13 protein-coding genes are annotated in these 15,114 nt (G+C 56.9%); 4 read left to right on the plus strand and 9 right to left on the minus strand.

The features are described 5' to 3' along the window. Positions 1 to 270: 270 nt before the first annotated feature. Complete coding sequence (locus tag IDH41_RS22340) at positions 271 to 978, plus strand: peptidylprolyl isomerase (RefSeq protein ID WP_190865034.1); 708 nt, start codon at positions 271 to 273, stop codon at positions 976 to 978. 53 nt (positions 979 to 1,031) lie between these two features. On the opposite strand, the gene IDH41_RS22345 is transcribed toward IDH41_RS22340, so the two are convergent. From IDH41_RS22345 to IDH41_RS22370, 6 genes are all read right to left on the minus strand, one after another. Then, positions 1,032 to 1,853, minus strand: a complete 822-nt coding sequence (locus IDH41_RS22345) for a class I SAM-dependent methyltransferase (RefSeq protein ID WP_190865036.1) — start codon at positions 1,851 to 1,853, stop codon at positions 1,032 to 1,034. A 34-nt stretch (positions 1,854 to 1,887) separates the two neighbouring features. Further along, positions 1,888 to 2,874 (minus strand): oxidoreductase, encoded by a 987-nt coding sequence (locus IDH41_RS22350; RefSeq protein ID WP_190865038.1) that lies wholly within the window; start codon positions 2,872 to 2,874, stop codon positions 1,888 to 1,890. Between the two features lie 133 nt (positions 2,875 to 3,007). Next, complete coding sequence (locus IDH41_RS22355) at positions 3,008 to 3,763, minus strand: protein-glutamine gamma-glutamyltransferase (protein ID WP_190865040.1); 756 nt, start codon at positions 3,761 to 3,763, stop codon at positions 3,008 to 3,010. Between the two features lie 29 nt (positions 3,764 to 3,792). Beyond that, complete coding sequence (locus tag IDH41_RS22360; RefSeq protein WP_190865042.1) at positions 3,793 to 5,028, minus strand: ABC transporter permease; 1,236 nt, start codon at positions 5,026 to 5,028, stop codon at positions 3,793 to 3,795. Between the two features lie 13 nt (positions 5,029 to 5,041). Beyond that, positions 5,042 to 5,773, minus strand: coding sequence for an ABC transporter ATP-binding protein (locus IDH41_RS22365; protein WP_190865044.1), 732 nt, complete (start codon positions 5,771 to 5,773; stop codon positions 5,042 to 5,044). A 59-nt stretch (positions 5,774 to 5,832) separates the two neighbouring features. Continuing rightward, positions 5,833 to 6,606, minus strand: coding sequence for a Cof-type HAD-IIB family hydrolase (locus IDH41_RS22370; protein ID WP_190865046.1), 774 nt, complete (start codon positions 6,604 to 6,606; stop codon positions 5,833 to 5,835). A gap of 269 nt (positions 6,607 to 6,875) precedes the next feature. Here IDH41_RS22370 and IDH41_RS22375 point away from each other — a divergent pair, with 269 nt between their 5' ends. Beyond that, positions 6,876 to 7,694 carry a hypothetical protein gene (locus tag IDH41_RS22375; protein ID WP_190865049.1) on the plus strand — a complete coding sequence of 273 codons (819 nt, stop codon included), beginning with the start codon at positions 6,876 to 6,878 and terminating at the stop codon, positions 7,692 to 7,694. 53 nt (positions 7,695 to 7,747) lie between these two features. Here the strand turns inward: IDH41_RS22375 and IDH41_RS22380 are convergent, their stop codons facing one another. Beyond that, a complete protein-coding gene (locus tag IDH41_RS22380; protein ID WP_190865050.1) occupies positions 7,748 to 9,331 on the minus strand; it encodes an ATP-binding protein in 1,584 nt (527 codons plus the stop codon). Positions 9,332 to 9,846: 515 nt separating this feature from the next. On the opposite strand from IDH41_RS22380, the gene IDH41_RS22385 reads away from it, so the two are divergent. After that, on the plus strand, positions 9,847 to 10,422 hold the full coding sequence (locus tag IDH41_RS22385) for a hypothetical protein (RefSeq protein ID WP_190865053.1): 576 nt from the start codon (positions 9,847 to 9,849) through the stop codon (positions 10,420 to 10,422). A 107-nt stretch (positions 10,423 to 10,529) separates the two neighbouring features. On the opposite strand, the gene thrS is transcribed toward IDH41_RS22385, so the two are convergent. Both thrS and IDH41_RS22395 read right to left on the minus strand, forming a co-directional pair. Continuing rightward, positions 10,530 to 12,443: a threonine--tRNA ligase gene (thrS, locus tag IDH41_RS22390; protein WP_190865055.1), complete on the minus strand. Its 1,914-nt coding sequence runs from the start codon at positions 12,441 to 12,443 to the stop codon at positions 10,530 to 10,532. A 356-nt stretch (positions 12,444 to 12,799) separates the two neighbouring features. Then, entirely contained in the window at positions 12,800 to 13,582 is a 783-nt protein-coding gene (locus IDH41_RS22395; RefSeq protein WP_190865058.1) for an AraC family transcriptional regulator, read from the minus strand. A 105-nt stretch (positions 13,583 to 13,687) separates the two neighbouring features. On the opposite strand from IDH41_RS22395, the gene pyk reads away from it, so the two are divergent. Beyond that, entirely contained in the window at positions 13,688 to 15,103 is a 1,416-nt protein-coding gene (pyk, locus tag IDH41_RS22400) for a pyruvate kinase (protein ID WP_190865060.1), read from the plus strand. Positions 15,104 to 15,114: the final 11 nt, after the last annotated feature.

Here is a 15,114-nt window from a genome sequence, read left to right on the forward strand (position 1 = left end):
CTTACCAAGTCTGCAATCCTATTGTTCCAGTCTTAATTCTTCCCGCTATGAGACCACCTTGCTTCAATCAAAATGCGACCCGGATCGCCCCCTTCCTGAGCCGATGGGATAGTGTACAAAAGAAACGAGGAACGAAGTCTGCTCTTTTTTACCGTGACATACATTATGCGAGAAGCTTCCCGTTATTCGCATTCAAACGAGCCGGTATGCTATTATACGAAGTGGACCATGCAAGTTTATTTTTGAGCTTCATTTAGGGAGGATGTAAACATGCGGAATAACCAAAAACGCTTCGGGGTCCTGCTGCTGCTTATCGCCGCTCTGCTCGTGATCGCTTCAGGCTGCGGAGGCACAAAGGTCAACTCGGGGAACGATAGCCTTGGCTCCGGAGGAGGCAACGCCGGCACGAACGCCCCGACTCAAACACCGTCGGATGAGCCGGAGCTGCTTGGACCGGACAAGCATCCGGTCGTGACGATCGAACTTAGCAACGACAAAATCATTAAACTGGAATTATATCCGGAGGTTGCCCCTAATACGGTGAACAACTTCGTGTCGCTCGTTCAGAAGGGCTTCTACGACGGCCTGATTTTTCACCGCGTTATCCCGGGCTTCATGATCCAGGGCGGCGACCCGGAAGGAACCGGCATGGGCGGCCCCGGCTACAGCATCCCGGGCGAATTTAGCGACAACGGCTTCGAGAACAAGCTGAAGCATACGCGCGGCGTGTTATCGATGGCAAGAACGAACGAACCGGATACGGCAGGCTCGCAATTTTTCATTATGGTCGCCGATGCCCCGTCGCTGGATAACTTGTACGCTTCATTCGGCAAGGTAACGGAAGGCATGGAAGCCGTCGACGAAATCGTCAATCAGGAAAGAGGAGCGAACGATCGGCCGAATGATCCGATTTCCATGAAGAAGGTTACGGTCGACACGCTCGGCATGACATTCGAGGAACCAAAAAAGACGGAGTAAGAGAAGGGGCGAGCCCTTCTCTTTTTATATGTCCATCGTAGCGATAAGCGCCATTATTTGATGCCGATCCTCATCCGGTAGCTGAACATGACATCCAACGTTCTTCCGGCGAAATAATCGTTCACGGTGCTCCGGTACGATTCCAGCTCGCGGTTCAAGGCATCCGATCCAAGCTTGAATACCGACTGAATTCCGCCCTGGCTTACCGCTAAGCCGAAGTACCGTTCGGCGTCGCATAATTCCATATTGTGAAATACGATCTCCTTCGCAAACCGGAACCGGCCGCTCTTGCGGATTTCTTGCAAATGACGCTCTTTATCCCGCTTGCTTGCGCGATCCTTCTCCGGAACATGTGCGGCGATAATTTCTTCGGATTTGTCGACCAGCCGTTCGTAAGCGGCTTCGACCTGCCAGTTCAGCGTAGGCGGCCAATCGCAGTCATATGCCGCAAACACGCCGCCGTCGCGAAGAACGCGGGCGAATTCGCGTAGCGTGCTGACCGGTTCCATCCAGTGGAAGGATTGCGAACAGGTCACGATGTCGATGCTCGACGACTCAAGCGGCAGTTGATCGGAGTATCCTTTTATGAAAGAGATATGGCCCGTATCCTCGTACGACGACAAATGCTCGAGCGCCTTGCTCCTCATATCGTCGTTCGGCTCGATGCCGATGACGCGTTCCGCCCTCTCCTTCCAGACAAAGGTGGACAGCCCGGTCCCGCAGCCTACGTCGATTACGACGTTTGGCTTCGCGCCAATATAGTTAGTAAGGATATCGATCGCAACAACGGGCGCTTTCGGCCGGTAACGGTCGTAATGGCCTTCAAAACCGGAGAAACGGTCAATGTTGCTTTGCATGTGGCTTCCCGAAGACATGGTCATTCCCTCCGCTTCATTTGATGATTAATGATTAAAGCTTGACGATTTTTCTGCCTCTGGACTGCCCCTGTAACATCCGCTCGACCTGTCCGCTTAATTGCTCCAAGGATATTTCCTCGCCTAACTTCTCCAACATAGAGGGCTTGTAAGCTCCGCCAAGCAATTCCCACACCTTCCTTCGCTTCTCCATCCCCGACATGACCGAATCGATGCCGATCAGCCTTACTCCCCTAAGAATGAAAGGAAATACGGTCATCGCAAGCTCCGATCCGCCCGTCAAGCCGCTTGCCGCCACGACGCCGCCGTACATCATGCTCGGCATAATCGCCGACAGCGTCTCCCCTCCGACGCAGTCGATCGCGCCGGCCCAGAGCTGCTTGCCCAGCGCCTTGCCGCTTCCTGCGGTCAGCTCTTCGCGCGTAATTATACGCACAACGCCTAGCGATAGCAGCCATGCATGCATATCCGGCTTGCCCGAGCTTGCAATTACTTCGTAACCCAGCTTCGCGGCGATCGCCGCGGCCGCGCTTCCGACGCCGCCGGATGCACCGGTGACGAGAATCGGACCGTCCGACGGACGGATCCCGTTCTCCTGAAGCTCGAACACGGATAAGGCGGCCGTAAAACCGGCCGTGCCGTAAATCATCGCCTCCTTCGGCGTCAATCCTTCCGGCAGCTTGACCGCCCACTCGGCGGGCACTCTCGCAAATTCGCTAAATCCTCCGAAATGGCTCACGCCGAGTCCGTAGCCGGTAACCACGATCTCATCGCCCGCCCGAAACCGCTCGCTCTCGCTCGTCACGACCGTACCCGCAAGATCGATTCCCGGTATAAACGGGTAGCTCCGCACGATATTCCCTTTCACCTTGAAAGCGAGCGCGTCCTTGTAATTGACGCCGGAATAAGCAACCCGAACGAGCAGCTCCCCTTCGGGCAAATCGTTAAGCTCGAGCTCCCGCGTTCGCGCTACAACCTCGTTCTCCCGTTTATCGACGACCAACGCTTTAAAGGTAGACATAGACGCTCCTTTCCGCCAACTTACTCAAGTTATATCATTTCCGAATCGCGGTGAATAGTAAAAATATGATTTCAACTCAAAAAATAAGACCTGCAAGCGCGAGGCTCGCAGGTCTTATGCGGAATAGCGCCGTTTACGCTTGGAACGCGTCGCGAAAAAAAAGCATTCGCAACGCTTCGAAATCAGGATGGACGACCAGATCCTGTAAGTATGCCGATACCCGGCTGCCCGGCCTTCTCATCCGGTTGAGGGCGGCGATCATATCCTGCCCCGATTCGATGCCGATGCCGTGCCCGAAGTATAAGTTGTCATCGAGCTTGACGACATTCTCGCCTTGCCACTCCGGCGTCTCGGGGTCGTGATCGGGGTTTTTGAAATAGAGCACGTCTCCCGCATAAGCCTCGTCCAGATTACTCGTCGTAATTAAAGACAAATCCCGATCATGCTGCCAATCCCGCAAATACAGATTTTGAAAATGAGCGTTGAACTCGGCATCGCCAAGCGTATCGAGCGCCGCCTTGTACAGCATGATGATGATCGCGCCGGCGCACTCGAAGGCGTACAGCTCCCCGTTGATGAATATATCATTAATGCCTTCCGAAGGAAGGACGCCCCTCCGGAGCTGAAAGCCTCCGTTCGCGGTCCGGATCCACAGCCGTTCGTTGCTCCTTGACTCGTCGAACGTGGCGAAGCTTACTCCGCTGGCGTACATCGCCTTGGCCGCCTCGACGATGTGGTAGCGCATCTTCAGCTCGAACTCGAGCGCGTCCAGCGAAGGATACCGGTATACGACCGGACTTCGCCGTTTCTCCCGCAGAATGTCTCTCTCCAATTCCGTCAGCGCGATCGGATTGATTTGAAAGCTATCGCTGCCCGCAACAACAATCACCCATTGTCCCCTCCAAACGTTCAGATGGGTTATTGTACGTGCGATGGGGTTTTTTGGTGAGGGGACGAACATGCCCACCATACGATACCGCACAGAACCGCCGCGGGAACGGCTGCCCAAATTCCGGCCAGCTTAAAGCCCGCGACAGCCGACCAAGCGAGCATCGGCGGCAGCAGCAGCCAGAAGCGCGACAGTCTCGCTCCCCGCTTCGCGTCCTGTTCCGACCACCTGAACTGCGCGACGAACGGCTCTGCATACCATTGCTTCCACTGCAGCTGCAGCCACGAAGAGCCGACCATTGCCAGCGCGATGACCAGGAAGGCGGCCACGGGGCCCGGCACCAATATAACGGCGTACATCGAAGCCGAAATAAAGCTGGCCCACACGCGGAGATGGGTCATGCCGCGGAGGAACGCTTTCAGCCTCATTTCCGCAAGCATCGTACCGGCATCCGACCGCCTGAACAGCCGCTGGGACTTGCGGAAGAAAAAGGGACGTTTCAGCCGTAAGGACGGCTTCGACTCGATCACCTGGCTCATGAGAAGCTCCGTGCTGCGATGGCGCGCTTCGTTCTCCAGCTTTACCTCCGCATCGAATTGAATGGCCGACCGAAAGGCAAGCCAGAGCATGCCGGCCATTAGGAGCATGCCTGCCGCAATGGACAAGCCGAGCAGCTCCGTCCCTTGCCCTCCGGCTGTCATCGGGATCAGGTAGGCTGCCGCAAACAGCAGAACGACGAAGACTTCAACGGCATGCCGACGCCAGCCTTTGCGTCTTCCGTGTAAGACATGCATGCCGAGCGACACGGTCATTCCCATACATAACGTATAGCCGTATGCCAGTACGATGCCGAGCCAAGTCATTCCTTCTACCACTATGAGGAACGGGAGCAGCAACGCATACGGCAGCAGCAGAATCGCCGCTTTGGTCGCGAAACTATACAAGATGCCTCGCCGCTTCAACGCCTGCAGCCATTCCGGACGCTGCAGAAGGAACAGCCGGTCCGCATCCTCCACGAATACACGGATATGCCCCAGCAGCATCACAATAAATAAAACGAAAGGGTAAATAATCAGCCACGGAACGTTCCCGGCCCACGACGGCATATCCGTCCATAGCTCCCGGTACAGACCCCCGCCTATAATAAGGCCGGGAATTAGCAGATAGAGCCATACCGTCCAGTCCATGACGCTGTTCCACGCGCGGAGCTGCCGCTTCCCGTTGCTTCGAAGCCGGATCCAAAACAGCCGGCCAGCCGTAATCATAGCGCTACGCCTCCTAAGTCAAGGCATGGAAGCACTCGAACAACGTCGCGTCCTCCGTGCATCCCGCATCGATTCTAACCTGCGCCAGCGTCCCTTTGGCCACGACGGCGCCGCTATTGATCAGGACGAAGCCTTGGCAAATCCGCTCCGCCGTATCCAGCACGTGCGTGGACATGAGCACGCCCGCCCCCCGCTGCCGTTCGGCATCCAGCAGCGACAGAAAATCGTTCGTCGCCCTCGGGTCCAGGCCGACGAACGGCTCGTCTACGATGTAGACGTCCGGCTCCAGCAGAAAAGCGATGATCAGCATCAGCTTCTGCTGCATCCCTTTCGAGAAATGCGCCGGATAATGGTTCCGTTCCCCCGTCAGCCGGAAACGCTTCAGCAGCTGCTCGGCTTTCCCGGCGAACTGGTCTTCCTCCATGCCGAAGGCCGAAGCCGCCAGGCGCAAATGCTCCCACAGCGTAAAATATTCGTAGAACACCGGCTGCTCCGGCACGTACGCATAACGTTTATGGCGTCCGCCTAACGTCACGTTCCCGTCAACATGCGCCATCAGCCCGAGAATGGTCTTGATCGTCGTGCTTTTGCCCGCCCCGTTCGGGCCGATTAGGCCGACCAGCTGACCCGGCGCAACCTGCAGCGAAACGTCGCGAATTGCCGGCTTTTCCTCCTCGTAGCCGGCCACCTTGATATCAACGCGCAGAACGTAATCCTGCCCATCCGCTTCCTCGATCAAATCCATGAAGTCGCTCCATCCTTCCTCTCCTCTTTCATAAGAATGGTGCCGCCCGGCAATCCGATTTATAACAATCCTGCCTCGACCAATCCGTTTCGGATGCCTTGCTCGTCGACATGCGTCGTGACAAAATCGGCGAACGGCAGCAGCTCCGGATGGGAATTGCCCATGGCGACGCCGAAGCCGACGGCTTCGAGCATCTCCTTGTCGTTCAAGCCGTCTCCGAAAGCAACCGCGTCCGCCGGAGTCAGGCCAAGCTCCTTAAGCAGCGCGGCAATGCCTTGCGCCTTCGAGCCGCCTGCCGGCAATACGTCCATCGCTTGCGGATGCCAGCGAATCAGCTTCAGCTCCCTGTGCAAATCCGCGTACAAATGCTCGTCCTGGCTTTCGCAATGGAGAAAGACCTGATAAATGCCGTCCGTCTTCCAAAACTCCGGATTGTAGCCCGGCTGGTCGACCTTAAGCGAATTCACCGATTCGACGATAAAAGGATGGTCCTCCTTGTCCGCGAAGAAAGCATGCTCCCCTTCGAAGACCAGGCCGTGGTCATGCTCGGCCGCTCGCTTCACCAGCGCCTCCAGGCTGCCCTTCTCGATCTCGCGCTTATACAGCGGCCTTCCCTTATAGACGACATAAGCGCCGTTCAGGCAGACGAACGACTCGATGCCGAGCTTCTCGGCCAGCGGTTTGATGAAATAAGGCGCCCGGCCCGTGGCGATCACCGGCTCGACTCCCCGTTCCTTGAGCTCGGCAATTGCTTTGACCGTATCGTCCGGTATTTCCTTGTGTTCGTTGATCAGCGTTCCGTCGATGTCGAAAAAAACGATTTTGTAGCCCATGCTGCTCCCTCTCCTATCTTGTGCCGCAGACGTACGACGCCTGTCCGTTTTTCCATAAGTATAAAGAGTTTGCGGCAAAATAGGAATAGCCGGGCGCAAAGAACGCTTGACTCCATCGACGGTATTCCTGTATATTAGTGGAAATCAGTTGAAAACGTACGGCTTACGATGGAAGCACCTGTAAGAGAAGGCGACTACCGCCTTTCTTGCGGGTGTTTTTTTGTATGCGCGCATCGCGAGCCGTCCATTTAAGGAGGCCATGTCCAACGATGTTTTCCGTTCAAAAGCTCACCCTGTCCATGCTCGTCCTGCTGTTTCTTCTGCTCGCCCCCGCCGCCGCGACCGCCGCTTCGTTCGAGTTTACCGTAACGGCCAAAGCCGCCTTCGACAAAATGAAGGCCGCCGCGGACAAAACGACCTCCGCCAAGCTGGCTTCGCAGTATGCTCAGCTGCAAGCCGTTCAGAAGCAGGAGATCGAATGGGAGGCCAAAATCAACACTCTCCATTACCGAAACGAGGAGGCCGTCCTCGGCACTCGCAACCGAATCAAAGCTATCGACGCGGCTAAGATTGCGAAGCTCGAAGCCGACGTCGTGCAGACGAAGAAAAAATACGAGCCGCTGTTCGATCTGTACGACTCCTTAAAGCAGCAGCTGAGCCTCGCAAAGTCATTAAAGGACAAGTGGCTGGTCGGCGTCTTGAATCCCCAGGTCGAAACGGCGAAAGCCGCGGCCGCGCTCGCCAAGGCGGACATTCGCGGCAAGGAGGCGGCGCTGAAGGCGGCCAAGGCGGATGCCGCGAAAGCGATGAAGAAAATCAAGGACGTCCTGGCGGGCATCGACGCGGTGAAAATAAAAATCAAAGCCTCGAAGAGCTCGGTCAGCAGCTTGAAGAAGCAGTTTAAAACGGAGACGACCATTTTAAACCAAGTCGTCCGGAAGGGCGACCCGACCGCGTCGGTCAGCTCCTTCACGAGGCTGCTCGCCTATATGAAGCAGATCAACGAGCATCGGCAGAAGCATTACGCCTACGAGCAGCAAATCTCGGCCATTATCGCCAAAGCCGACGCTCAGTTGAAGGCGAGGTAGCGCCGCCGCCAACGAAGAAAGGCACCTTCGGGAGGTGCCTTTCGCTCGCATGCTTATTCGGTTCCGGGCAAATAAACCTCCACGGTCGTGCCCGAGCCCAGCTCGCTCGACACTTCCATACGGCCGTCGTGCGAGTCGATAATTTTTTTGGCCATCATCATGCCGAGCCCGTTGCCGTCCGGCCTCGTCGAGTGGAACGGCTCGCCGATCCGCCGCAGCACCTCCTCCGACATTCCGACTCCGTTATCGGTAAAGCGAATGTGCTGGTAAGGGCCCGCCGTATCCATCACGACATCGACTTCTCCGCCGAAAGGCAAAGCTTCCAGCGCGTTTTTCAAAATATTCAAAAACACCTGCTTGATCTGCATGCGGTCGCAACGGATCGTAAGTCCAGGCCCGATTTCGCTGTTCACCTTAATGCCGTTCATTTCCGACTGGCTTTCAAACAGCTCCAGCGCCTCCAGAAGCATGGTCCGGCATGACTCGTCCTTGAACACCTGCGCCTGCGGCCGGCCCAAAATCAAAAATTCGCTGACGATCGCGTTCATTCTCGCAAGCTCGCTCATCATCAAGTCGTAATGGACGGGATTGATCGTTTTGCCCGCTAATTGAAGCATGCCCTTCACCGTCGTCATCGGGTTGCGGATTTCATGCGCGATGCTTACGGCCAATTGACCGGCGAACACGAGCTTCTCCGATTTGCGCAGCAGCTCCTCCGCCTTCTTCATTTCCGTAATGTCGCGGAGGCTGCCGACGACCCGGATCAGTCGCTGATCCCCGTCATAGACGGGGACGACGTCCAGCAGAAGATAACGCGGCAAATGATTCAGCTGCAGCGTCACTTCCGCGCCGATGCAGGCCTCGCGGCGGTAGATGGCCCGCTCGAAATAATCGCCGATCCCGTCTGCGTCCGAGATCCGGCCTCCAACGCAGCTTTCCTTGTCCGATTGCCCCGGGAACAGCAGCGACTGGGCGGCTTCGTTCAATTCGATAATTTCGCCGAAGGCGTCCGTAATGATCACGCCGTAATCATTCGTTTCGAGCAGTACCTGGTTCAAAATTTGCAGCTGGGTATTATGCCTGCGGAGCTTGTACTCCCGTTCGATCGAATCCACGATCGTGGACAGCAGCTTAAGGAGATGGGCATGGGAGAAGGCAATGTCCGTCATAAACGAGACGGTGCCGATAAGCTGCCCGTTGTCCGACTGGCGCAGCGGAACGCTGTAGCAGGCCAGATTGTGCAGCACCACGTGGTAATGGTCTTCGCCAAGAATCTGGATGGGCTGCTCATGGAGCAGGCATAGCGCCAGCGAATTCGTGCCTACGTTTTCATCGAACCTGACGCCCTCCACGATGCCGAGGTGACGCACCGTATCAATGATGGAGTCATCGCCTTTAAAGTCCAAAATGTAACCCTTGTTATCGGAAATCATGACGAGGAAAGGGTTGCCCGAGACGGAGGAAAGGAATTTGTCCGCAAAATCGTGGCTGACATCCAAAATGTCTTTATATTTGTTCCGCTGCTCGTACAGCTCTTTGGCGGTATAGCGGTGCGAATGTACGGGAAGCGCTTCGGGATCGAGGCCGATCCGCCGGCAATGCTGTTTTGATTCCAAAATGATTTGCTTATCCATCATGTAAGTGTAACAAACCTTTCTGCATAACTGGCATCCCTTTTATTGGGCATTTACCATTATTCTACCTGAACGGCTGACAATCCTTCCGGGATAAGATTAAAAATATCTTTACATAGATTCGAACCCTCCCAAACCCTCCCTTCCAAGGGAGGGCCCCGAGGCGCTGCGCCCTCTGGACACCCGCAAGCGGAGAAACGTAGGAGCTGCAGAGACGGGTGTGAGACACGACGGCGTCGGAGCGCTTACGTCCCTGCGGGACACGCTGGAATTTTGGAGCGCTTGGGCAGCCTGTTTCGGAATAATGTCGGAGCTGCAGAGACGGGTGTGAGATACGACGACGTCGGAGCGCTTTCGTCCCTGGGGGACACGCTGGAATTTTAGAGCGGAGCTGCTGAGACAGGTGTGAGATACGACGGCGTCGGAGCGCTTTCGTCCCTAAAGGGACACGCTGGAATTTTGGAGTGCTTGGGAGGCGTTTCGGAATAACGTTGGCGATTGGGAGACGTTTTTGCGTTATGATGGTTGAGGAGCGTTTTCGTCCCGAAAGGGACACGCTGAAAGTTGCCGAATGGAGGATCGCTATGGAACCGATAATCATTACGCCAACGGTCGGGATTGGCCCGTTTATGCTCGGAATGAGCGAAGCGGAGGTGCGGGAAATTTTTGAACGGCGCCCCGAGTTCTATAACATCGGAAGCAGCCTGAACTACCACAGCACGATCGAACAGCTGAGTGTGAAAGTCGATTTTGATGCGGATAACAAAGTCAATTTCATAGAGATCGGCAACCCTTATGAAGCGGAACCTGATTTTGTCTGTCTCTGCAAAGGCATCGACGTATTCAGAACGATGGCGGAGGAATTAGTGAAGGAGATCGATAAGGAAACGAAGTATGTCAGGGATCACGATGCCGAGGCGGGCTATTCTTATCGCTTCAGCGAGATTCAATTATTGTTTTGGAGAGAACGCGTCATAACGGAAGAAATCTTAAATTCAGAGGAGTTTCAAAGAGAGCTTAGCCCCGAAAACCAGGAGATTGAGAAGCAACACTTCTTCTTCACTACCGTTGCCGTTACGTCACCCGGATATTGAAGCGGCCATAAGGATCACGCAGAAGCCGCGAGATCGTTAGGGCCGTTTATCATTAAGGGCAATAACGATAAACAAGAACCGCGCAGCGGCTGCGCGGTTCCGTATGACTATTGCTTCGCTTTGATCTCGCCGGCCAAGCGCGAGATGACCTCTTCGATCGCATAGGAGCCGAGGTCGCCTTGGCCCCTCTGGCGGAGCGACACCGTGCCGGCCTGCAGCTCGCTCTCGCCGATGACGAGCGTGTATGGCACTTTCTCGAGGCCCGCCTCGCGGATTTTGTAGCCGAGCTTCTCGGCGCGGTCGTCCACCTGGGCGCGAATGCCTTCGGCGGCGAGCTTCCGCTTCACCTCGTGCGCGTAATCCGCATAACGGTCCGAAACCGGCAGCAGCTTCGCTTGCACCGGGGACAGCCAGAGCGGGAAGGCGCCCGAGTAATGCTCCGTCAGGATGCCGATGAACCGGTCGATCGAGCCGTATACCGCGCGGTGGATGACGACCGGCATATGCTTGCCGTTGTCTTCGCCGATATAGGACAGGCCGAATTTCTCCGGCATTTGAAAGTCGAGCTGAATCGTGCCGCACTGCCAGCTCCGCTTCAAGGCGTCCGTAATGTGAAAGTCGATCTTCGGTCCGTAGAAGGCACCGTCCCCTTCATTCAGCCGATACGCCATGCCGCGGCTCTCCAAGACGTTGCGAAGCGACTGCTCAGCCTCTTCCCACAGCTCCTGCGAGCCCATCGAATCGTCCGGCCTCGTCGACAGCTCGACCCGGTAATCGAAGCCGAACACCCCGTACATGCGGTCGATCATGGCGATAATCCGGCCGATCTCCTCCTCGATCTGGTCGGGACGGACGAACAGGTGGGCGTCGTCCTGGCAGAACGTGCGCACCCGCATCATGCCGTTCAGCGCGCCTGAGTACTCGTGGCGGTGAACCTGGCCGAATTCCGCGAGCCGGATCGGCAGCTCCCGGTAAGAGCGGCGGCCGTTTTTGAAAATGAGCATATGACCCGGACAGTTCATCGGCTTCAGCGCGTATTTCGTCTCGTCGACATCGGAGAAGTACATGTTGTCCTTGTAATGGTCCCAGTGGCCCGACTGCTCCCACATCCGGTTGTTCATCATGAACGGCGTCCGGACCTCCTCGTAGCCGCCCTGCCGCAGCAGCTCTCTGGCGAAGCCCTCGAGCTCCGTCCGGACCGTCATCCCGCTTGGCAGGTAGAACGGCATGCCCGGCGCCTCCTCCGAGAACATGAACAGCCCGAGCTCCTTGCCAAGCTTGCGGTGATCGCGCTTCTTCGCTTCCTCGATCAGCCGCAGATGCTCGTCGAGCTGCGACTTTTTGGGGAAAGCCGTACCGTAAATCCGCTGCAGCGTCTGGTTGTCCGAGCTGCCGCGCCAATACGCGCCTGCGACATGGAGAAGCTTAAACGCCTTGATCCGCCCCGTCGACGGCAAATGCGGCCCTCTGCACAAGTCGATAAACTCCCCCTGCTCATACAGCGAAATGACCGCATTCTCCGGAAGCTCGCCGATCAGCTCCAGCTTCAGCGGCTCCTCCAACTGCCCAAACCGCTCACAAGCCTCTTCGCGGCTGACCTCGCGGCGCTTAATCGGCCAATCCTCCCCGATAATCCGGAGCATCTCCAACTCGATGGCCGCCAGATCGTCGCCGGACAGCGGCTTATCGATCGCGACATCGTAATAGAAGCCGTCTTCGATGACCGGTCCGATCCCAAGCTTGACCGCCCGGCCGCCATAAATTCGCTTAATCGCCTGAGCCATGGCATGGGCTGCGCTATGCCGGTAAATCGCGAGCCCTTCCGGGCTGTCCGGCGTCACGATGGCCAGCTCGCCATCCTCGCCGACGGCGTGCGACAGGTCCACGAGCCTGCCGTCCAATTTGGCTGCGACCGCATTTTTCCCCAGTCCGAGGCCGATCGTTCCCGCGATGTCCCCTACGGTCGTGCCCCGCTCCACCTCCAGCCTCGTTCCATCCGGTAAAATCATGTTAACCCTCATCCTGCAGCCTCCTATCGAATAAAAGTCGAACGCAAAAAAACGCATCTCTCCGCCAAGGGACGAGTGCGTTCAGCTCGTGGTTCCACCCTCATTCGATCCGCCGCGCCGGGAAGGGCTGGCAAGATCCTTATTGAGCATCCGGTAACGGGGATGGGACGGCGCCGTCTACTTGCGGGACCTGGCAATAGGCCCGGGTTCGATCGCGCGGCTACAAAGGGGTAATCCCGCAACCGTCAGCCGAAGAAGCTCGCAGCAATCGCTTCTCTCTCTGTGCAGCCCGAATCGGGGACCTTGTCTTTGATCACAGCCAATTTATGAATCGATTGTAATCTGAATATTCCGGTTCGTCAATCCCGTTAGACGATCGCGGACCGCTCGTGCAAATAATCGGACGGCGAGCTTCCGGTGCTCCGCTTGAAAATCCGGTGAAAATACGACACGTCGTTATAGCCCAAATAGTCGGCGATCTCGCCGACCGTCAGCTGCGACTCCGTCAGCATGTAGACGGCGGTTTTCATGCGCTGGTTATGCACGTATTCGCTGATCGTCTGGCCGGTCACGGCCTTGAACAGCGTCGCCGCGTAATTCGGCGTCGTCTTGATGACGTCCCCGAGCTCCTCCTTGGTCACCTTGCCCCGGTAATGCGTCAGGATATACTGCTTCATGCTTTCCGCCCGCCGGTGCTTATCCGATGATATGGCGCCCCGGTCCCGTTCCTGGTTCAAAAAGACGAGCGCCTCGGTCAGCAGCGCCTGGGCCATCTGCTCGTAATACGGCGGCCGTTCGCTCCACTGCGCCATAACCCCCCGCAATCGCTCGAGCACTTTCTCGTAGCAGCCGAGCCTCTGCCAGAGCGGCTCCCGCGATCGAAGGATCGGCAGACCAGCCTCGGCGGCCGCCTTCCGGAAATTGACGACGTATTTCGTATGCAGCACGGTCGGAATGCTCTTGCCATAAAAAGGGACATGACCGGGAATAATGAGCAGGTCGCCCTTCTCCACGATCACCTTCTCGTCATTCACCCAATAGACACATTTGCCGTAGGTGACCAAGGAAAGATGGAAGCTCGGCTTGTCGCCCCCGCCCTCCTCGTACCAATCGGCTCCGTTATCCTGATGCGCATCCAAAATCGCAAGCATGTGACCAGCTCCCGTTACTGTACTATAGTACATTCATTGTACTATAGTTCTTATTCCGATAGGAGCCTTCACGCTACAATATAAAAAAACGAGGAGGCCGATTACATGCAAAAAACGAAAATCATATGTACGATGGGACCCGCCTGCGACTCCGTGCCGACGCTGAAGGAAATGATCCAGGCCGGCATGACCGTCGGCAGATTGAACATGGCGCACGGCGAGCTGGAGGATCACTTGAAGCGGATGAATAATATCCGGCAAGCCGCGCGGGAGCTCGGCACATTTGTGCCGATCATGATGGATATCAAAGGACCCGAGGTGCGCATCGGCAAGCTGAAGGAAGCTTCCTGCGAGCTCGTCATCGGCGAAGAGCTCGTGCTCACGACCGACGACGTGCTCGGCGACGCGACCCGCCTGCCCGTCAATTACGCAGAGCTGCCGTCCGTGGTGAAGCCTGGCGACCGGATTTTAATTGACGACGGACTCGTGGACCTTACCGTTCTCTCGGTTAACGGCGGCGACATTACGTGCAAAATCGTCAACGGCGGAACGCTGAAGCCGAGAAAAGGCGTCAACCTGCCCGGCATCAAGACGACGCTTCCCGGCGTAACGGAGCGCGACGTCAAGCACATCCGCTTCGGGCTGGAGCATGACGTGGAGATCATCGCCGCTTCCTTCGTTCGCAAAGCCGAGGATATCCTTGAAATCCGCAACATTTTGGAAGAAGCCGGCGCGAACCACGTGCAGGTCATCTCGAAAATCGAAAACGAGGAAGGCATGTCCAATCTCGACGCGATCATCGAGGTGTCGGACGGCATCATGGTCGCGCGCGGCGACCTCGGCGTCGAAGTGCCGATCGAGGACGTGCCGATGATGCAGCGCGAAATGATCGGCAAGTGCAATCTGGTCGGCAAGCCGGTCATCGTCGCGACGCACATGCTCGAGTCGATGCAGGTGAACCCGCGCCCGACGCGCGCGGAAGTAAGCGACGTCGCGAACGCGGTGCTGCAGGGCGCCGACGTCGTCATGCTGTCCGGCGAGACCGCGGCCGGCAAATACCCGGTCGAGTCGGTCCGGACGATGGCATCGATCGCGCGCAAGGCGGAATCGATGATCGATTACGACGAGCAGTTCGCGAAGAAGAGAACGCAGCACAGCACCAACATTACGGAGGTCATCAGCCAGGGCGTCGTCAGCTCTTCGCTGGAGCTGAACGCGAAAGCGATTCTGACCTCGACGGAAAGCGGCTTTACGGCGCGCATGATCTCGAAGTACCGCCCGCAGGCGCCGATTATCGCAATCACGCAGCATGACCGCGTGCTGCCGAAGATTTGCCTGCTGTCCGGCGTCATTCCCGTCAAGGGCGATGCCGTTACGACGACGGACGAAATGTTCGAGTCCGCCACCAGGAGCGCGGCGGCGACCGGCCTGATCGCGCCGGGCGACATCGTCGTTCTGTCGGCGGGCGTGCCGCTCGGCCAAGCGGGAGCGACCAACTTGATCAAGGTTGCGCAAGTGTGAGGCCATAAGGG

This window comes from Paenibacillus arenilitoris (genome assembly GCF_014705655.1).
GTDB lineage: Bacteria > Bacillota > Bacilli > Paenibacillales > Paenibacillaceae > Pristimantibacillus > Pristimantibacillus arenilitoris.